The sequence below is a fragment of the Streptococcus sp. 517s genome (assembly GCF_054445985.1).
Genome location: NZ_CM136847.1, coordinates 469187 through 489185 on the forward strand (window position 1 = coordinate 469187; position 19999 = coordinate 489185).

The following is a 19999-nucleotide window of genomic DNA, read 5'->3' on the forward strand; positions in this document are numbered from 1 at the left end:
CAGTTCAAGAAAATCAAAAACTATTCTATTTGAAAGAGAGGTGCCGACTGTGAAAGTCAATAAAATTCGCATGCGGGAAACAGTGATTTCCTATGCTTTCCTAGCACCAGTATTATTCTTCTTTGTGATCTTTGTCTTGGCTCCTATGATTATGGGATTCATTACAAGTTTCTTTAACTACTCCATGACAAAATTTGAGTTTGTGGGCTTGGACAACTACATTCGCATGTTTAAAGATCCTGTCTTTATGAAGTCTTTGATCAATACCGTTATCCTGGTTATCGGATCTGTTCCGATTGTGGTTCTCTTCTCGCTCTTTGTAGCATCTCAAACCTATCATCAAAATGCGATTGCTCGATCTTTCTATCGTTTCGTCTTCTTCCTACCGGTTGTAACAGGTAGTGTTGCCGTAACGGTTGTATGGAAATGGATCTATGACCCCCTATCAGGGATTCTAAACTTTGTCCTTAAGTCAAGCCATGTCATCAGCCAAAACATTTCTTGGTTGGGTGATAAAAACTGGGCTTTGCTAGCGATTATGATTATCCTTTTGACAACATCTGTTGGTCAACCGATTATCCTTTATATCGCTGCTATGGGGAATATTGATAACTCACTTGTTGAAGCAGCGCGTGTTGACGGTGCGACTGAGTTCCAAGTCTTCTGGAAGATCAAATGGCCTAGCCTTCTTCCAACAACTCTTTACATCGCAATCATCACAACCATCAACTCATTCCAATGTTTCGCCTTGATTCAGCTCTTGACATCTGGTGGCCCAAACTACTCAACAAGTACCTTGATGTACTACCTTTACGAAAAAGCCTTCCAATTGACAGAGTACGGCTATGCAAATACCATCGGTGTCTTCTTGGCAGTGATGATTGCCATTGTCAGCTTTGCTCAATTCAAGATCCTCGGAAACGACGTAGAATACTAAAGAAAGGAGACAGTTATGCAATCTACACAAAAGAAACCTTTAACAGCTTTCACTGTTATTTCAACGATTATCTTGCTCTTGTTGACCGTACTGTTCATCTTTCCATTCTACTGGATCTTGACAGGGGCCTTCAAATCACAGCCTGATACCATTATGATTCCGCCACAGTGGTTCCCTAAAATGCCAACCATGGAGAACTTCCAACAACTCATGGTGCAAAACCCTGCTATGCAGTGGATGTGGAACTCTGTATTTATCTCACTGGTAACCATGTTCCTAGTCTGTGCAACCTCTTCTCTAGCAGGTTATGTTTTGGCTAAAAAACGTTTCTATGGTCAACGCATCCTCTTTGCAGTCTTTATCGCTGCCATGGCACTTCCAAAACAAGTTGTCCTTGTACCATTGGTACGTATCGTCAACTTCATGGGAATTCACGATACACTTTGGGCAGTTATCTTGCCTTTGATCGGATGGCCATTTGGGGTCTTCCTCATGAAACAGTTCAGTGAAAATATTCCAACAGAATTGCTTGAATCAGCTAAAATCGACGGTTGTGGTGAGATTCGTACCTTCTGGAGCGTAGCCTTCCCTATCGTGAAACCAGGATTTGCAGCTCTTGCGATCTTTACCTTCATCAATACTTGGAACGACTACTTTATGCAGTTGGTTATGTTGACTTCACGTAACAACTTGACCATCTCACTCGGGGTTGCGACCATGCAGGCCGAAATGGCAACCAACTATGGTTTGATCATGGCGGGTGCTGCTCTTGCAGCCGTGCCGATCGTAACCGTCTTCCTTGTCTTCCAAAAATCCTTCACTCAAGGGATTACTATGGGAGCTGTTAAAGGATAATACTCTGCGAAAATCGAATTCAGACAATGTCAGCATCACCTTGCCATACTTAAGTACTGCCTGCAGTTAGCTTCCTAGTTTGTTCTTCGATTTTCATTGAGTATAGGAAAAACTGTCTATCAAAATTCAGAAGAATATGTTATAGACTAAGAGAAATATAGTTTCATAAGTGTCTACAAAATGGAGAGTATACAGTTACTTCGTGAAGTTTTGTCAGACACTTATAAACTTAATCTATGATTTTAGTTAACTATCAGAAACGAAGGAAACAGTATGATTTTTGACGATTTGAAAAACATCACCTTTTACAAAGGGATTCATCCCAATTTAGATAAGGCTATCGACTATCTCTATCAGCACCGTAAGGATTCTTTCGAACTAGGTAAGTATGAGATTGATGGGGACAAGGTCTTTCTAGTTGTTCAAGAAAATGTCCTCAATCAAGCTGAAAATGATCAATTTGAGCACCATAAGAATTATGCAGATTTGCATTTGCTGGTAGAAGGGCATGAATATTCGAGCTACGGTTCACGTATCAAAGACGAGGCGGTAGCATTCGATGAAGCGAGTGACATTGGTTTTGTCCATTGTCATGAAGGCTACCCACTCTTGTTGGGTTATCACAATTTTGCGATTTTCTTCCCAGGAGAACCTCACCAGCCAAATGGCTATGCAGGTATGGAAGAGAAGGTTCGCAAATATCTCTTTAAAATTTTGATTGATTAAAAGAATCAGGAGGAGCAAACATGGCACAAAAAGGAGTGAGCCTGATCAAGGCAGCATTTGATACAGATAACTTTCTCATGCGTTTCAGTGAAAAGGTCTTGGATATCGTGACAGCCAATCTTCTTTTTGTTGTCTCTTGTTTGCCCATCGTGACGATTGGAGTGGCTAAAATTAGCCTTTACCAGACCATGTTTGAGGTTAAGAGAAGCAGACGAGTACCTGTTTTCAGAACCTATCTGAGAGCTTTCAAGCAAAATCTAAAACTGGGTTTCCAGTTAGGTTTGCTAGAGTTGGTCATTGTTTTGCTGAGTCTTTTAGACCTCTATCTCTTCTGGGGACAGACAGCTTTACCTTTCCAGATTGTGAAAGCTATTTGTTTGGGGATTCTCATCTTCCTCACTCTGGTGATGCTGGCTAGTTATCCCATCGCTGCGCGCTATGATTTGTCTTGGAAAGAAGTGCTGCAAAAAGGGCTTATCTTGGCAAGTTTTAACTTTCCGTGGTTCTTCCTCATGTTAGCCATTCTCTTTCTTATTGTGATGGTTCTTTATCTATCCGCCTTCACTCTCCTTTTGGGTGGGTCGGCCTTTATCCTCTTTGGTTTTGGTTTGCTAGTCTTTCTCCAAGCAGGATTGATGGAGAAAATTTTCGCCAAATACCAGTAGGATGGCTTGTTTCTGAAACTACTTTCAATCGTTATAGTTTCTAAAATACAAGTAGAAACTAAAATATAAGTGTATACAAGATATTGAAAGCGATTTTCACAAGGTGTATACTAAACTTGTAAAAAATAGAACTGCTCTCAGCAGAAAAAAAGAAATCTTAGGAGAAAATCTATGTCAGATTTGAAAAAATACGAAGGTGTCATTCCAGCCTTCTACGCATGTTATGATGATCAAGGAGAAGTCAGTCCAGAGCGTACGCGCGCCTTGGTCCAATACTTCATTGATAAAGGTGTTCAAGGCCTCTATGTCAATGGTTCTTCTGGTGAATGTATCTACCAAAGTGTGGCAGATCGCAAGTTGATTTTGGAAGAAGTCATGGCAGTTGCCAAAGGTAAACTGACCATCATTGCTCACGTAGCATGCAACAACACAAAAGATAGTATGGAACTTGCTCGCCACGCAGAAAGCTTGGGAGTAGATGCCATTGCAACGATTCCACCGATTTACTTCCGCTTGCCAGAATACTCAGTTGCTAAATACTGGAACGATATCAGTGCTGCAGCTCCAAACACAGATTACGTGATTTACAACATTCCTCAGTTAGCGGGTGTTGCTTTGACTCCAAGCCTCTACACAGAAATGTTGAAAAATCCACGTGTTATTGGTGTTAAGAACTCTTCAATGCCAGTTCAAGATATCCAAACCTTTGTCAGCCTTGGTGGAGAAGATCACATCGTCTTTAATGGTCCAGATGAACAGTTCCTAGGTGGCCGTCTCATGGGTGCCAAAGCTGGTATCGGTGGTACTTACGGTGCGATGCCAGAACTCTTCTTGAAACTCAATGAGTTGATTGCTGAGAAAGACTTGGAAACAGCTCGTGAATTGCAATACGCTATCAACGCAATCATTGGTAAATTGACTGCTGCACATGGAAATATGTACGGTGTCATCAAAGAAGTCTTGAAAATCAATGAAGGACTTAACATTGGTTCAGTTCGTTCACCATTGACACCAGTAACTGAAGAAGATCGTCCAGTTGTAGAAGCAGCTGCTCAATTGATTCGTGAAACCAAGGAGCGCTTCCTCTAATCCATAAGGAGGTATTTATGACACATTACGTTGCAATTGATATCGGTGGAACCAACATCAAATATGGTTTGATTGACCAAGAAGGCCAGCTTGTTGAATCGCATGAAATGCCAACTGAGGCGCATAAGGGTGGACCTCATATCTTACAAAAGACAAAAGATATAGTAGCCAGCTATTTAGAAAAGGGTCCAGTAGCAGGTGTTGCCATTTCTTCAGCGGGAATGGTGGATCCAGATAAGGGTGAGATTTTCTATGCCGGCCCGCAAATTCCTAACTACGCAGGAACCCAGTTCAAAAAGGAAATAGAGACTAGCTTTAATATTCCTTGTGAAATTGAAAATGATGTCAACTGCGCAGGTCTTGCTGAGGCAGTGTCTGGTTCAGGCAAGGGAGCGAGTGTGACACTTTGCTTGACCATTGGAACAGGTATCGGCGGTTGCTTGATTATGGATGGGAAAGTCTTCCATGGATTTAGCAACTCAGCTTGCGAAGTCGGTTATATGCACATGCAGGATGGAGCTTTCCAAGACCTCGCCTCTACCACAGCCTTGGTAGAATATGTAGCAACAGCTCATGGTGACTCAGTTGATCAGTGGAATGGCCGACGTATCTTCAAGGAAGCTACTGAAGGCAACAAGATTTGTATGGCTGGCATTGACCGAATGGTCGACTATTTAGGAAAAGGTCTGGCAAATATTTGCTATGTGGCCAATCCAGAAGTGGTCATTCTCGGTGGCGGTATCATGGGACAAGAGGCAATCCTGAAGCCGAAGATCCGCACAGCCTTGAAGGCGGCCTTGGTACCAAGTCTAGCTGAAAAAACACGATTGGAATTTGCCCATCACCAAAATACAGCAGGGATGTTGGGAGCTTATTATCATTTCAAAACAAAACAATCCTAGTTTGGAGTTATAGAATTAAGAAGAACTTTTAATCACTACTTGAGTGAAAAATGTTTTGCTTAATTCTTTTTTTAATGATGGAAAAACTGTCAAGGTAAATGACGAATTGGAAGTAGTAGAATCAACTCAAAAAGTATGGAGGCATAGTATGTGTGGAATTTCTACCGATTTATAAAATAATAAATTTACAGAATATAGATCGGAGGCAATTATGGATTATGTAATTAGAGAATTAAAGCAGAATGAAATTAATTTATTGGATACTTTTCTATATGAGGCTATTTTTATTCCTGAAGGAGTACAAGCGCCGTCCAAAGATATTATAAAACATCCCGATTTACAAATATATGTTGCTGATTTTGGCAAGAATGATGATGTATGTTATGTAGCGGATTTGGATGGAAAGGTAGTAGGAGCTGTATGGACTCGTATCATCAATGATTATGGTCATGTTGATGACACAACACCCTCTCTTTCCATTTCTCTTCTCAAGGAATATAGGAATTTGGGAATTGGAACTGAACTTATGAAACAAATTCTTTTGACCTTGAAAGAGCGAGAATATAAGCAAGTGTCATTATCGGTTCAAAAGATAAACTATGCAGTGAGTATGTATAAAAAAGTAGGCTTTGAAGTTGTTCGTGAAAATGAAGAGGACTATGTCATGATTTGTAAACTGTAGTTTCTGGTAACTTCCAGTTTGTCGTAGTAAAAAAACAAATAGGATATTACCAAGAGGAAGTAAGAGGCAAATAGCCGATACTTCCTTTTTCTTGTCAAAAATTCAAAAACGGAAAGGAGGATTTATGGAGGAACTGAAAATACAGATAAACAAGGCATTAGAACAAAGGGGAAGATTGGAAAGATCACCTATGAGCCTATTATCATTTCAAAACAAAATAATCCTAGTTTGGTTCAACCAAACTAGGATTTTCTAACGCGTTTTTGTCTACGATAGCCATTGAGTTTTTTATTTTCCCAATAACTATTAAAGATTTTTTCCTTGCTATCGCGATTGATTTCCAAAAAGTAGGCATAAATCAAATCTATAAGGAAGAGCATGGGGAGTTGAGCGGATATCCGTTGAATGTAGGAAGGCTGGCTGTGGCTAGCAACAAGAACTGTCTCTGTATAGGCCTGACTATTTTTGTTTGGAGCGCTGGTAAAGAGGATGGTCTTAGCCCCCATCTCTTTTGCGTCTAATAGACTGTCTAAAATAGAAGGAGTTGTGCCAGAAAGTGAGAAACCGAGTACTAGACAATTTTCATCCATGATGCTGGTCGTCCATGCAAAGCCGTCCTGATCGGTTAAGGCTTCACAGACCACACCCAGACGCATGAAACGCAATTTCATTTCGCGAGCGACAAGACCGGAACTACCTGTTCCAAAGAAATAGACACGCTCAGCATCTTCGATTAACTGGGCGACTCGTTCCAGTTGTTCTTCGTCAATCAAATCCTGCGTTTGTTCTCGCATGATACTGTAGCTTCGCAAAACACGTTTGGTCAAAGGACTATGTTTGTGGGAATGAGTATCCTGTTTACTAGCCTGATGCTGGTATTGAAAGACGAATTCTCGGTAGCCTGTAAAACCACACTTTTTGGCAAAGCGGGTCAATGCTGCTTGGGAGATATGTAATTTCTGGGTGACTTGCTGAGAAGAAAGATCATCTTGGATCGTTTCAGGTTGTAAAAAATAGCGAGCGATTTCTTGCTCGAGCTCGGTTAATTCTTCAAAATGGAGGTCGATTATAGTTGCGATGTCTGGCTTGTTCATGAGGCTCCTTTTTATGAGTCAAAGTCTTAAAGGTTAACGCTTTCCTAACTATTACTATCATTATATCATAGAAGTTAGGATAACCAAATAAAAAGGCATTTTCAGTTGAAAGTCAAAAAATGCTTCGACTTTTCCAAGAGTTTCTCCGTAAAATATGGTACAATGAAAAGTACTGAGCTTCACCTGTTTGCTCTATTATTTTATATGTAAATAAAGGTGAAAATTGGAAATTTTTCTAGAAAAGAGTCTTAGTTGTATGAGAAAATTCAATAGCCATTCGATTCCTATTCGGCTTAATTTACTGTTTGCCATTGTTATCCTGTTGTTTATGGCCATTATTGGTCGATTGTTATACATGCAGGTGCTCAATAAAGATTTCTATGAAACAAAATTGGCTTCAGCCAGCCAGACAAGGGTAACAACCAGTTCAGCTCGTGGACAGATCTATGATGCAGCAGGGAAACCCTTGGTAGAAAACACTGTCAAGCAAGTTGTTTCTTTCACACGAAACAATAAAATGACAGCAGCTGAATTGAAGGAAACAGCCAAGAAACTTCTCACATATGTGAATGTGACCTCCCCTAATTTGACAGACCGTCAGATTGCAGACTACTACTTGGCGGACCAGGACGTTTACAAAAAAACAGTCGAATCCTTGCCAAGTGATAAACGCCTAGATTCAGATGGGAACCGCTTATCTGAAACGACTCTCTACAATAATGCGGTTGAAAGTATTGACGTGAGTCAACTCAATTATACAGATGACCAGAAAAAGGAAATCTATCTCTTTAGTCAGCTCAATGCCGTTGAAAATTTTGCGACGGGCACCATTTCTACGGATGCCTTGAATGATACCCAAGTTGCTCTCGTTGCATCAGCATCCAAGGAATTACCAGGTATCAGTATTTCAACCTCATGGGATAGAAAAGTCCTAGATACTTCTTTGTCTTCAATTGTAGGTAGTGTATCAAGTGAAAAATCAGGTCTTCCAGCGGAGGAAGTGGATGCTTATTTGAAAAAAGGGTATTCTCTCAATGACCGAGTGGGGACTTCCTATCTTGAAAAACAATATGAAGATGTTCTTCAAGGCAAACGCTCTGTCAAGGAAATCCACCTCGACAAACACGGAAACATGGAAAGTGTAGAAAATGTCGAAGAAGGAAGCAAAGGAAACAACATCAAACTAACGATTGACCTAACTTTCCAGAATGGTGTGGATGACCTACTCAAGAGCTACTTCAACTCAGAGTTGGGTAACGGTGGAGCTAAATACTCTGAAGGAGTCTACGCTGTAGCCCTCAATCCTAAAACCGGTGCAGTTCTAGCGATGTCGGGTGTCAAGCATGATGTCGAATCCGGTGAATTAAGTTCAGATTCACTTGGAACGATAACCAATGTCTTTGTTCCAGGATCTGTCGTTAAGGCAGCAACTCTTAGCTCTGGTTGGGAAAACGGGGTCTTGTCAGGCAATCAAACCTTGACAGACCAGCCGATTGTTTTCCAAGGTTCGGCTCCTATCAATTCATGGTATACCTTATCCTATGGCTCCTTCCCTATCACAGCAGTTGAAGCTTTGGAGTACTCTTCTAATACCTACATGGTTCAGACTGCGCTAGGGATTATGGGGCAGTCCTACCAGCCAAATATGATAGTCGCAACTGATCAGTTAGAAACTGCAATGGGCAAGTTGCGATCAACCTTTGGGGAATATGGACTTGGAGCTTCAACAGAGATTGACCTCCCAGATGAATCTACAGGATTTACACCAAAAGAATTTGATTTGGCCAACTATATTAATAACGCCTTTGGTCAGTTTGACAACTACACACCTATGCAGTTAGCCCAGTATGTCGCAACCATTGCAAACAATGGCGTACGATTGGCTCCTCACATCGTTGAGGGAGTTTATGGAAACAATGAACAAGGTGGCTTAGGAAATCTAGTTCAAGAAACAGCCACCAAGGAACTGAACAAGATCAATATCTCAGAAGCGGATATGGCTCTCTTGCACCAAGGTTTCTATCAAGTTTCGCATGGAACGAGTGCTCTGACAACTGGTCGTGCCTTTTCAAATGGCGCAGCCGTTTCCATCAGCGGGAAAACGGGGACAGCCGAAAGTTATGTTAATGGCGGTCAAAAGGCCAATAATACCAACGCAGTTGCTTATGCACCAACCGATAATCCTCAAATCGCGGTCGCAGTCGTCTTTCCTCACAACACCAACCTAACAAATGGTGTCGGACCTTCAATTGCGCGTGATATCATCAATCTTTATAATCAACAACATCCAATGAATTAGAAAGGAACTTATGCTGTATCCAACACCTATTGCCAAGTTAATTGATAGCTATTCGAAGCTTCCAGGTATCGGGATCAAAACGGCTACCCGTCTCGCCTTCTATACCATTGGAATGTCTGATGATGATGTCAATGAATTTGCCAAAAACCTTCTATCTGCCAAGCGGGAATTGACCTATTGTTCCATCTGTGGTCGCTTGACGGATGATGATCCCTGCTCTATCTGTACAGATCCGACTCGAGACCAGACAACCATCTTGGTGCTAGAGGATAGTCGCGATGTGGCTGCTATGGAAAACATCCAAGAATACCACGGACTCTATCATGTCTTGCACGGTCTCATTTCTCCTATGAATGGTATCAGCCCAGACGATATCAACCTCAAGAGTCTCATGACCCGTCTCATGGATAGTGAGGTTTCAGAGGTAATCGTGGCAACCAATGCGACAGCAGATGGAGAAGCGACATCTATGTATCTCTCTCGTTTGCTCAAACCAGCTGGTATCAAGGTCACTCGTCTAGCACGAGGCCTAGCCGTGGGAGCAGATATCGAGTATGCGGATGAGGTCACACTTTTACGAGCTATTGAAAATCGGACAGAGTTGTAGGTGAAGACCAGTTTACAAACTCAATTCATTATACAAAAATCGAGGAGGCCGACTTTGTTTTTATCGGTCTCTTTTATGTTTTTTGAAGATCAGTATTAGCTTCAAGTTTTAAAAAAGAAGCAAATATGATATACTAAAGAACGAATATTCTATTAGAATTAGGACAAGCAATATGAAACAAACGATTATTCTTTTATACGGTGGGCGTAGTGCAGAGCGTGAAGTCTCTGTCCTTTCAGCTGAAAGTGTTATGCGTGCGGTCAACTACGACCGTTTCACAGTCAAGACTTTCTTCATCAGCCAGTCAGGTGACTTTATCAAAACACAGGAATTTAGCCGGACTCCAGGTCAAGAGGATCGTCTCATGACAAATGCGACTATTGACTGGGGCAAGAAAATAGCGCCAAGTGCCATCTACGAAGAAGGTGCAGTGGTCTTCCCAGTCCTTCATGGTCCGATGGGAGAAGATGGCTCTGTTCAAGGATTCTTGGAAGTTTTGAAAATGCCCTATGTCGGCTGCAATATCTTGTCATCAAGCCTTGCCATGGATAAAATCACGACCAAGCGAGTTTTAGAATCTGTAGGGATTGCCCAAGTTCCTTATGTGGCCATCGTTGAAGGTGATGATGTGACTTCTAAAATCGCTGAAGTTGAAGAAAAATTGACTTATCCAGTCTTCACGAAACCGTCAAATATGGGTTCAAGTGTCGGTATTTCTAAGTCTGAAAACCAAGAAGAACTCCGTCAAGCTTTGGAACTTGCCTTCCAATATGACAGCCGTGTCTTGGTTGAGCAAGGAGTGAATGCTCGTGAAATTGAGGTTGGTCTCTTGGGGAACTACGATGTCAAGAGTACACTTCCTGGTGAAGTGGTTAAGGATGTTGCCTTTTATGACTATGATGCCAAGTATATTGACAACAAGATTACAATGGATATCCCGGCCAAGATTAGTGATGATGTAGTAGCTGTCATGCGTCAAAATGCAGAAACTGCCTTCCGTGCGATCGGTGGCCTTGGTCTATCTCGTTGTGATTTCTTCTATACAGATAAGGGCGAGGTTTTCCTAAACGAGCTCAATACCATGCCAGGTTTTACCCAGTGGTCTATGTACCCACTACTTTGGGACAATATGGGAATCAGCTATCCAGAACTAATCGAGCGTTTGGTTGACCTTGCTAAGGAGAGCTTTAACAAGCACGAAGCGCATTTGCTATAAAAATGAAAGAGAGGGTAGAAGCCAGAACGATCACTGCATGGTGACTAGAGTTCTCGGACTTCAACCCTTTTTAAAGGAGTAGAAATGAAATTAACAATCCATGAAGTTGCCCAAGCTGTTGGAGCTAAAAATGATGTTAGTCTTTTTGCGGACGTTCAGTTAGAAAAAGCTGAGTTTGACAGTCGTTTGATTGGGCAAGGTGATTTGTTTGTGCCCCTCAAAGGTGCGCGTGATGGTCATGACTTTATCGAAACAGCTTTTGAAAATGGTGCAGCAGTAACCTTATCCGAGAAAGAGGTTGCAAATCATCCCTACATTCTAGTAGACGACGTTTTGACTGCCTTTCAAACCCTCGCAGCCTACTATCTTGAAAAAACGGCAGTTGATGTCTTTGCCGTTACGGGTTCAAATGGTAAGACAACGACCAAGGATATGTTGGCGCATTTACTGTCAACAAACTACAAGACCTACAAAACTCAAGGCAATTACAATAACGAGATTGGCCTTCCTTACACAGTTCTCCACATGCCTGAAGGGACAGAAAAGTTGGTCTTGGAGATGGGGCAGGATCACTTGGGAGATATCCATCTCTTGTCTGAATTGGCTCATCCAAAAACAGCCATCGTGACCTTGGTTGGAGAGGCTCATTTGGCCTTTTTCAAAGACCGTTCAGAGATTGCTAAAGGGAAGATGCAAATTGCAGACGGTATGGCTTCAGGTTCTTTGCTTCTGGCACCAGCCGACTCCATTGTCGAGGACTACTTGCCAGCTGATAAAAAGGTGGTCCGTTTTGGGCAAGGGGCAGAGTTGGAAATCACAGACTTGGTCGAACGCAAGGATAGTCTGACCTTTAAGGCTAATTTCTTGGAACAAGCCCTCGATTTGCCAGTGACAGGTAAGTACAATGCCACCAATGCTATGATTGCATCTTATGTTGCCCTACAAGAAGGAGTTTCGGAGGAACAGATTCATCAGGCCTTTCAGAACCTAGAATTGACCCGTAATCGTACTGAGTGGAAGAAAGCAGCCAATGGAGCAGATATCCTGTCAGATGTCTACAATGCCAATCCAACTGCTATGAAGTTGATTTTGGAGACATTCTCTGCCATTCCAGCCAACAAAGGAGGCAAGAAAATCGCTGTCTTGGCAGACATGAAGGAACTCGGCGACCAGTCTGTCCAACTCCATAACCAGATGATTTTGAGCCTCTCGCCAGATGTGCTGGATACCGTTATTTTCTATGGAGAAGACATTGCCGAATTGGCACAACTGGCTAGTCAAATGTTCCCAATCGGTCATGTATTCTACTTTAAGAAAACTGCGAGCGAAGATCAATTTGAAGACCTAGTCAAGCAGGTCAAGAAAATCCTTGGAGCTAATGATCAAATCCTGCTCAAAGGCTCTAACTCCATGAATCTAGCCAAGTTGGTAGAAAGTTTAGAAAATGAATGCAAGTGATTTTGCCAAGTATCTGCAAAGAATGCTAGCCATTACGGATACTGGATTAACCTTTACAAAAGATCCTTTTGACCGTGAGCGATACGAGGACTTGCAAAGTCTGTTATCTGAAATGTTGAATCAGGTATCAGACCTCGATGCAGAAGAAGTGGCAGAAGTCTTGAAACCAACTTCCGCTTATGCAACTCCTCTGATGGATGTACGTGCTTGGATTGTTGAGGATGAAAAGATTTGTCTGGTTAGGGGACAAGGAGAGGATAGCTGGGCTTTGCCAGGTGGCTTTGGTGAGGTCGGCTATTCTCCAACCGAAAATATTCTCAAGGAAATTGAAGAAGAAGCCGGTTTTACAGCAAAAGCTGAAAGGTTACTTGCAGTTTTTGACACCAATCGTTTCCAACTACAGAGCAAACAATATGCAAAGTTTGTGTTTGAATGCCAACTTCTTGACGGACAATTCCAAGAAAATCAAGAGATTGCCGACCTTCAATTTTTTGCTATGGACCAACTGCCAGCCTTGTCTGAAAAACGCATCACTAAGGACCAAATGGAGATTCTCTGGCAAGTTTATAGAGGACAAAGAGACCAATATGTCGATTAGTTTTTGCTAGAGAAGTCGACAAATCAAAAAAGGGTGTCTGTAAAGTGCATTTCTGCAATACAAATGATATAATAGGTTGCGAATTTAAGACGCAAGTGTTCTATGAATAGCATAGAATCAAGTTTTTTCAAAAAATTTAAAAGCTGGAGAAAGTGAATTTTTTACCGCCTCTAGCTAGATGAACGAGGAATAGAATATGAATTTGTGGGATAAATTATTTACCACGCAGATATCAGAACCGCCCCAGTTTGAACTCCACTGGTATATTGGTTTGTTATGTTTACTGGCCTTTACTTTCTACGCTTCTTATCGTTTTCGCGACAAAGTGGCTTACCAACGATTTATTCAGATTCTTCAATCTGTTCAACTGATTGTTCTGTATAGCTGGTATTGGGGAAATCTCATGCCTCTATCAGAAAGTTTGCCCTTCTATCATTGCCGTGTAGCCATGCTTGTCTTGCTCCTGATCCCGGGAACCTCTAAGTACAAGCAATACTTTGCCCTTCTAGGAGCCTTTGGGGCAACAGCGGCTCTGACTTATCCACTATTTGACCCCTACCCATTTCCACACGTGACTATCCTGTCCTTCATTATCGGACATGTGGCACTTTTGGGAAATGCCCTCTTATACTTGTTTAAAAACTATGAAGCTTCCCTGCTCAATTTCAAAAATGTGGCGGTGATTACATTCACCTTGAACGCTTTGATATGGGTTGTTAATTTAGTTGTCAGTGGGGATTATGGTTTCTTAACGAGACCGCCACTTGTTGGAAATCACGGACAACTTTTGAATTACCTTATTGTTTCGAGCGTTATCGTGATAGCAATTTGCGTAACAGCAAAATTGCTAGAGATTTTTTTACAGCAAAAATCGCAAGAATTTATTCAAGAGAAGGTCTAAATAGACCTTCTTTTTTTGATGGGTTATAAATATTATAGAATTGTTGACAAGAACATCAAAAACTTTTTCCAGAAGAAAAATTTTCTAATATTTTCTCAAAAAACATGCAGGAAATTTACGAAAAACTAAGCATGATTAGTTTTTTTGTGTTATAATATTTTTTGAATAGCTATGCCCAAACATAGTTATTAAATAGAAGTGAGAAACTTGGAAGATAGAGAGGATGCGATGTAATGACTAGAGATGGTTTTTTTACAGGCTTAGATATCGGAACTAGCTCCATTAAGGTGTTAGTTGCGGAGCATAGAGATGGCGAAGTAAATGTAATTGGTGTTAGTAACGCCAAAAGTAAAGGTGTAAAAGACGGAATTATTGTTGATATTGAAGCAGCTGCTTCAGCAATCAAATCCGCAATCACACAGGCAGAAGAGAAAGCAGGCATTTCTATCAAGTCTGTCAACGTTGGTCTTCCAGCAAATCTTCTGCAGGTCGAACCAACACAAGGAATGATTCCTGTAACATCAGATACAAAAGAAATCACAGATCAGGATGTTGAAGATGTTGTTAAGTCAGCTTTGACAAAGAGCATGACTCCTGATCGTGAAGTGATTACCTTTATTCCAGAAGAATTCATCGTGGATGGTTTCCAAGGAATTCGTGACCCTCGTGGTATGATGGGTGTTCGCTTGGAAATGCGTGGTCTGCTTTACACAGGTCCTCGTACGATTCTACACAATCTTCGCAAGACAGTTGAGCGTGTAGGTATCCAGGTTGATAATGTGATTATTTCACCTTTGGCAATCGTGAACTCAGTTCTCAATGAAGGCGAACGTGAATTTGGTGCGACTGTCATTGACATGGGTGGAGGTCAGACTACTGTAGCGACTATCCGCAATCAAGAATTGCAATTCACCAACATCTACCAAGAAGGTGGAGATTACGTTACAAAAGACATCTCTAAAGTCTTGAAAACATCTCAAAAGATTGCAGAAAGTTTGAAACTGAACTATGGTGAAGCTTATGTTCCGCTAGCAAGTAACGAAACTTTCCAAGTTGAAGTAATTGGTGAAGTAGAGCCTGTTGAAGTGACAGAAAGCTACTTGGCAGAAATTATCTCAGCACGCATCAAACATATCTTTGACCAAATCAAACAAGAGTTGGAAAGAAGACACTTGTTAGATCTGCCAGGTGGTATCGTCCTTATCGGTGGAAATGCAATTTTGCCGGGCGTTGTCGAATTAGCCCAAGAAGTATTTGGTGTTCGTGTAAAACTCTATGTACCAAATCAGGTTGGAATTCGCAACCCTGCATTTGCTCACGTAATTAGTTTATCTGAGTTTGCTGGTAAATTGACTGAAGTCAATCTTCTTGCTCAAAAAGCAGTTAAAGGAGATGAATTCCTTCGTCAAAAACCAATTAACTTTGGCATTCCAAATCAACGTTTGAATCCTGTGGCGCAACCAAGCCCAACACAGACAACTCCAGTTGAAACTGTACAGGAAGCTCCAGTTGCTCCCAAGGAAGAATTCCAAGCAAGTTCTCAAAGTAAACCGAAGCTAACAGAACGTTTCCGTGGTTTAATCGGAAGCATGTTTGATGAATAAAAGAGGATAAGAAATTATGACATTTTCATTTGATACAGCAGCAGCTCAAGGCGCAGTTATTAAGGTAATTGGTGTCGGTGGTGGTGGTGGCAACGCCATCAACCGCATGGTTGACGAAGGTGTTGCTGGTGTAGAATTTATCGCAGCCAACACTGATGTACAGGCACTTAGCAGTACGAAAGCAGAAACCGTTATCCAACTTGGTCCAAAATTGACTCGTGGTTTGGGTGCTGGAGGTCGTCCAGAAGTTGGACGTAAAGCTGCAGAGGAAAGCGAAGAAGCTTTGACGGAAGCAATCAGCGGTGCAGACATGGTCTTCATCACTGCTGGTATGGGTGGTGGATCTGGTACAGGTGCTGCCCCTGTTATTGCACGTATCGCTAAAGATCTTGGTGCTCTTACAGTTGGTGTTGTGACACGTCCTTTCGGATTTGAAGGAAGCAAACGCGGTCAGTACGCTGTAGAAGGAATCAATGAACTTCGCGAGCATGTTGATACTTTGTTGATTATCTCTAACAACAACTTGCTTGAAATTGTTGACAAGAAAACACCGCTTCTTGAAGCTCTTAGTGAAGCAGATAACGTTCTTCGTCAAGGTGTTCAAGGGATCACTGACTTGATCACGAACCCAGGATTGATTAACCTTGACTTTGCTGACGTGAAGACTGTAATGGCAAACAAAGGGAATGCCCTTATGGGTATCGGTATCGGTAGTGGTGAAGAGCGCGTTGTTGAAGCGGCTCGTAAAGCAATTTACTCTCCACTTCTTGAAACAACTATCGATGGTGCAGAGGATGTGATTGTCAACGTTACTGGTGGTCTTGATTTAACTTTGATTGAAGCAGAAGAAGCTTCAGAAATCGTCAACCAAGCAGCTGGTAAAGGTGTAAACATCTGGCTTGGAACATCTATCGACGAAAGCATGAAGGATGAAATCCGTGTGACTGTTGTAGCGACAGGTGTTCGTCAAGAACGACTAGAAAAAGTAGTCGGGTCTGCTACCAACCAACCAATTGGTCGACCATCAACTAAAACTCCACAAGCACACACATTTGACCGTCAATTCGACTTGGAAGAGACAGCAGAACTGCCTAAATCAAGTCCGCGTCGCTTTGAAACCAACCAAGCATCTGCTTTTGGAGATTGGGACTTGCGCCGTGAGTCAATTGTTCGCCAAACAGATCCCGTTGTTTCACCAGTTGAACGCTTTGAAACACCAGTTTCACAAGATGAGGATGAATTGGATACACCTCCATTCTTCAAAAATCGTTAATCAATGAATTTGAAAAAAAATACTGAATTAGTTTTTCAGCAAATTGCTGATGCTAGTCAAAAAGCCAACCGTAATCTAGATGCTGTTTCAGTAATCGCAGTGACAAAATATGTAGATGTACAAACAGCGGAAGCCTTGCTTCCGCTTGGCATCCATCATATCGGTGAAAATCGGGTTGATAAATTTTTAGAAAAATATCAGGCCTTGAAAGATTACCCGGTCACTTGGCATTTAATAGGAACACTACAGAGACGGAAAGTAAAAGAAGTAATCCCATATGTGGATTACTTTCATGCTTTAGACTCTCTAAAATTAGCCCAGGAAATTCAAAAGAGAACAGATCATGTTATCAAGTGTTTCTTGCAGGTCAATATTTCTGGGGAAGAAAGTAAGCATGGGTTTTCAAAAGAAGAATTGCTAGAACTTTTGCCAGAATTGGCTAAGTTAGATCAGATTGAGTATGTTGGTTTAATGACCATGGCTCCTTTTGAGGCAGACAGTGATGAATTGAAAGAAATTTTCAAGGATACGCAGGCTCTGCAAGCAGAAATTAGAGAAAAACAAATCCCTAATATGCCGATGACAGAACTAAGCATGGGAATGAGTCGTGACTTTAAAGAAGCGATTCAGTTCGGCTCGACCTTTGTTCGAATCGGTACAGCATTTTTTAAATAGGAGAGAGCTATGTCTTTAAAAGATAGATTCGATAAATTTATAGATTATTTTACAGAAGATGGAGAAGACGTGACTAACTACCAAATTCAACAAGAGGAGACTGTTAGTCCAACCATCTCATCTTCTAAAGAATTACCAGCATCTGCTCAGCCGGGATCAGTAAAAGATGCGAATATTACTCGCCTCCATGCTCGTCAACAAGAGTTGGCAAAGCAAAACCATCACTCAGATGAGAAAGTGACGATTGATGTTCGTTATCCAAGAAAGTATGAGGATGCAACTGAGATTGTTGATTTGTTAACTGGAAATGAAAGTATCTTGATTGATTTCCAATACATGACAGAAGTACAAGCGCGTCGCTGCCTTGATTACTTGGATGGAGCTCGTCACGTCTTGGCTGGAAATATGAAAAAAGTTGCGAGTACGATGTATCTATTGACGCCTGTCAACGTTATCGTGAATATTGAAGATATCAAACTTCCAGACGAATCACAAGGTGCCGAGTTCGGCTTTGATATTAAACGAAATAGAGCAAGATAATGATTCTCTTAATCCGTTTAATTCAGAATGCAGTTAGTATTTACTCCATCATTCTCGTTGCATTTGCTCTTCTTTCATGGTTTCCAAATGCCTATGAAAGTCAACTAGGTCGCTTAGTCATCAGACTTGCTCGTCCAGTTATCGAGCCACTTCGTAAGCTCAATTTACAATTTGCTGGTCTTGATTTTACTGTCTGGGCCGCACTGATTCTAATCCAGTTTCTTGGAAATATCTTAACACGACTAGTGCTATTACTATGACAGTAAATCGAGCCATTTATCAGCATTTTTCCCAAGATGATATTCCTTTTATTGACAAGGGAGTAGAGTGGATCAAGCGGGTAGAAGATACATATGTACCGGTGCTTACTCCCTTTATCAATCCCCATCAGGAACAGATTTTAAGGGTGCTAGCTGGGAGATATGGACTGGGTTGCCAAAGTAGTGGTGATTTTCTTCCGACGGAGTCGGTTCGTGTTCTTCTCTATCCAGATTATTTTGAACCGGAAATATCAGACTTTGAAATGACCTTGTTAGAAATTTGCTATCCGAGTAAATTTGAACAGCTGAGCCATAGAAAAATATTGGGAACAATCATCAACCAGCTAGGAATTGACCGTAAATTATTTGGTGATATCTTGGTAGATGAAAAGAGAGCACAGATTTTTGTCAATCGTGATTTTATTCCTCTTTTTCAGGATGGAATAAGAAAGATTGGCAGACTTCCTGTATCGCTGGAGGAACGTCCTTTTACCGATAGGATTATATCTAAAATTGACTTTAGAGAACGAGAAATTTTAGTTTCGAGTTTTCGATTGGATGCCCTCTTATCAAGTGCCTTGAAATTATCTAGAAATCAAACTAGTCAACTGATTGAGAAAAAATCTGTCCAGGTAAACTATCATCTGGTTGAAAAATCTGATTACCAGGTTGCCGTTGGAGATTTGATCAGTGTGAGAAAGTTTGGTCGTCTAAAAGTTGTCAAAGACAATGGACAGACAAAAAAAGACAAGATAAAATTAAGCATTCAATTATTATTAAGTAAGTGAGGAAAAGTATGCCAATTACATCGTTAGAAATTAAAGATAAAACCTTTGGTACAAGATTTAGAGGTTTTGACCCAGAAGAAGTAGATGAATTTCTTGATATCGTTGTTCGTGACTATGAAGATTTGGTTCGTAGTAATCACGACAAAGAGACACGCATCAAGAGTTTGGAAGAACGTTTGTCTTACTTTGATGAGATGAAAGATTCCTTGAGTCAGTCAGTTTTGATTGCTCAAGATACTGCGGAGCGTGTCAAACAGGCTGCTCAAGAACGTTCAAACAATATTATTCAACAAGCTGAACAAGACGCTCAGCGTTTGCTAGAAGAAGCAAAATACAAGGCAAATGAAATTCTCCGTCAGGCAACAGATAACGCTAAGAAAGTGGCTGTTGAGACAGAAGAGTTGAAGAACAAGAGTCGTGTATTCCATCAACGCCTCAAGTCTACGATTGAAAGTCAATTGGCTATTGTTGAGTCATCAGATTGGGAAGACATTCTTCGCCCAACAGCAACGTATCTTCAAACAAGCGATGAAGCCTTTAAAGAAGTGGTGGGTGAAGTTCTTGGTGAAACTATTCCTTCACAACCTGAGGAAGAGCCAATTGATATGACTCGTCAATTCACACCAGAAGAGGTTGCTGAGTTGCAAGCTCGCATCGAGGCTGGAAATAAAGAATTGGCTGAGTTTGAAGCTCAACAAAATCAACATACAGATGAAAGTGAACAACATGAAGAGTCAGTTGAGGTAGAAGCTACTGCAGCGACTGAGGGAGATGCAAACAAAGAATCTGTTCTTATCCTATAAAAGTAAATGTGAGAACAAAATCTAACC

Annotated in this window: 21 protein-coding genes; 20 read left to right on the forward strand and 1 reads right to left on the reverse strand. The window is 41.3% G+C overall.

Annotated elements, in window-relative coordinates; all coding sequences use genetic code 11:
- Positions 1-70 precede the first annotated feature (70 nt).
- The 7 genes from ACVX3R_RS02600 (at position 71) to ACVX3R_RS02630 (ending at position 5856) form a co-directional block, all read left to right on the forward strand.
- On the forward strand, positions 71-937 hold the full coding sequence (locus ACVX3R_RS02600; RefSeq protein WP_162183266.1) for a carbohydrate ABC transporter permease: 867 nt from the start codon (positions 71-73) through the stop codon (positions 935-937).
- Between the two features lie 15 nt (positions 938-952).
- On the forward strand, positions 953-1792 hold the full coding sequence (locus tag ACVX3R_RS02605; RefSeq protein ID WP_458795347.1) for a carbohydrate ABC transporter permease: 840 nt from the start codon (positions 953-955) through the stop codon (positions 1790-1792).
- A 273-nt stretch (positions 1793-2065) separates the two neighbouring features.
- Positions 2066-2518, forward strand: a complete 453-nt coding sequence (locus tag ACVX3R_RS02610; RefSeq protein WP_000575447.1) for a YhcH/YjgK/YiaL family protein — start codon at positions 2066-2068, stop codon at positions 2516-2518.
- Between the two features lie 20 nt (positions 2519-2538).
- The gene (locus tag ACVX3R_RS02615) at positions 2539-3183 is read left to right on the forward strand and encodes a YesL family protein (RefSeq protein ID WP_458795348.1); all 645 of its coding nucleotides are present in this window, start codon (positions 2539-2541) and stop codon (positions 3181-3183) included.
- 171 nt (positions 3184-3354) lie between these two features.
- A complete protein-coding gene (locus ACVX3R_RS02620) occupies positions 3355-4272 on the forward strand; it encodes a dihydrodipicolinate synthase family protein (RefSeq protein WP_001281470.1) in 918 nt (305 codons plus the stop codon).
- 17 nt (positions 4273-4289) lie between these two features.
- A complete protein-coding gene (locus tag ACVX3R_RS02625) occupies positions 4290-5174 on the forward strand; it encodes an ROK family protein (RefSeq protein WP_458795349.1) in 885 nt (294 codons plus the stop codon).
- A 211-nt stretch (positions 5175-5385) separates the two neighbouring features.
- The gene (locus ACVX3R_RS02630) at positions 5386-5856 is read left to right on the forward strand and encodes a GNAT family N-acetyltransferase (RefSeq protein WP_458795350.1); all 471 of its coding nucleotides are present in this window, start codon (positions 5386-5388) and stop codon (positions 5854-5856) included.
- Positions 5857-6098: 242 nt separating this feature from the next.
- Here the strand turns inward: ACVX3R_RS02630 and ACVX3R_RS02635 are convergent, their stop codons facing one another.
- Positions 6099-6950, reverse strand: a complete 852-nt coding sequence (locus tag ACVX3R_RS02635; protein WP_458795351.1) for a MurR/RpiR family transcriptional regulator — start codon at positions 6948-6950, stop codon at positions 6099-6101.
- A gap of 256 nt (positions 6951-7206) precedes the next feature.
- Between ACVX3R_RS02635 and pbp2b the strand changes: the two genes are divergently transcribed.
- From pbp2b to ACVX3R_RS02700, 13 genes are all read left to right on the forward strand, one after another.
- Positions 7207-9249: a penicillin-binding protein PBP2B gene (pbp2b, locus tag ACVX3R_RS02640; protein WP_458795352.1), complete on the forward strand. Its 2043-nt coding sequence runs from the start codon at positions 7207-7209 to the stop codon at positions 9247-9249.
- A gap of 10 nt (positions 9250-9259) precedes the next feature.
- A complete protein-coding gene (recR, locus tag ACVX3R_RS02645) occupies positions 9260-9856 on the forward strand; it encodes a recombination mediator RecR (protein ID WP_000966754.1) in 597 nt (198 codons plus the stop codon).
- 172 nt (positions 9857-10028) lie between these two features.
- Positions 10029-11072, forward strand: a complete 1044-nt coding sequence (locus tag ACVX3R_RS02650) for a D-alanine--D-alanine ligase (protein WP_007521202.1) — start codon at positions 10029-10031, stop codon at positions 11070-11072.
- A gap of 84 nt (positions 11073-11156) precedes the next feature.
- A complete protein-coding gene (locus ACVX3R_RS02655) occupies positions 11157-12530 on the forward strand; it encodes a UDP-N-acetylmuramoyl-tripeptide--D-alanyl-D-alanine ligase (protein WP_458795353.1) in 1374 nt (457 codons plus the stop codon).
- Positions 12517-13128 carry an NUDIX hydrolase gene (locus ACVX3R_RS02660; RefSeq protein ID WP_458795354.1) on the forward strand — a complete coding sequence of 204 codons (612 nt, stop codon included), beginning with the start codon at positions 12517-12519 and terminating at the stop codon, positions 13126-13128. Before ACVX3R_RS02655 ends, ACVX3R_RS02660 begins: the two co-directional genes overlap by 14 nt.
- A gap of 196 nt (positions 13129-13324) precedes the next feature.
- Entirely contained in the window at positions 13325-14029 is a 705-nt protein-coding gene (locus ACVX3R_RS02665; RefSeq protein WP_458795355.1) for a YwaF family protein, read from the forward strand.
- Positions 14030-14262: 233 nt separating this feature from the next.
- Positions 14263-15633, forward strand: coding sequence for a cell division protein FtsA (gene ftsA, locus ACVX3R_RS02670; protein WP_000196340.1), 1371 nt, complete (start codon positions 14263-14265; stop codon positions 15631-15633).
- 16 nt (positions 15634-15649) lie between these two features.
- Positions 15650-16906: a cell division protein FtsZ gene (ftsZ, locus tag ACVX3R_RS02675; RefSeq protein WP_458795356.1), complete on the forward strand. Its 1257-nt coding sequence runs from the start codon at positions 15650-15652 to the stop codon at positions 16904-16906.
- Between the two features lie 3 nt (positions 16907-16909).
- Positions 16910-17581, forward strand: a complete 672-nt coding sequence (locus tag ACVX3R_RS02680) for a YggS family pyridoxal phosphate-dependent enzyme (RefSeq protein ID WP_001049621.1) — start codon at positions 16910-16912, stop codon at positions 17579-17581.
- 9 nt (positions 17582-17590) lie between these two features.
- Positions 17591-18121 (forward strand): cell division protein SepF, encoded by a 531-nt coding sequence (locus tag ACVX3R_RS02685; RefSeq protein ID WP_007517068.1) that lies wholly within the window; start codon positions 17591-17593, stop codon positions 18119-18121.
- Positions 18121-18381 carry a YggT family protein gene (locus tag ACVX3R_RS02690; RefSeq protein WP_458795357.1) on the forward strand — a complete coding sequence of 87 codons (261 nt, stop codon included), beginning with the start codon at positions 18121-18123 and terminating at the stop codon, positions 18379-18381. The genes ACVX3R_RS02685 and ACVX3R_RS02690 overlap by 1 nt, the downstream gene beginning before the upstream one ends.
- On the forward strand, positions 18378-19169 hold the full coding sequence (locus ACVX3R_RS02695; RefSeq protein WP_458795358.1) for a YlmH family RNA-binding protein: 792 nt from the start codon (positions 18378-18380) through the stop codon (positions 19167-19169). The genes ACVX3R_RS02690 and ACVX3R_RS02695 overlap by 4 nt, the downstream gene beginning before the upstream one ends.
- Positions 19170-19177: 8 nt before the next feature.
- Positions 19178-19972 carry a DivIVA domain-containing protein gene (locus tag ACVX3R_RS02700; RefSeq protein ID WP_458795359.1) on the forward strand — a complete coding sequence of 265 codons (795 nt, stop codon included), beginning with the start codon at positions 19178-19180 and terminating at the stop codon, positions 19970-19972.
- Positions 19973-19999 lie beyond the last annotated feature (27 nt).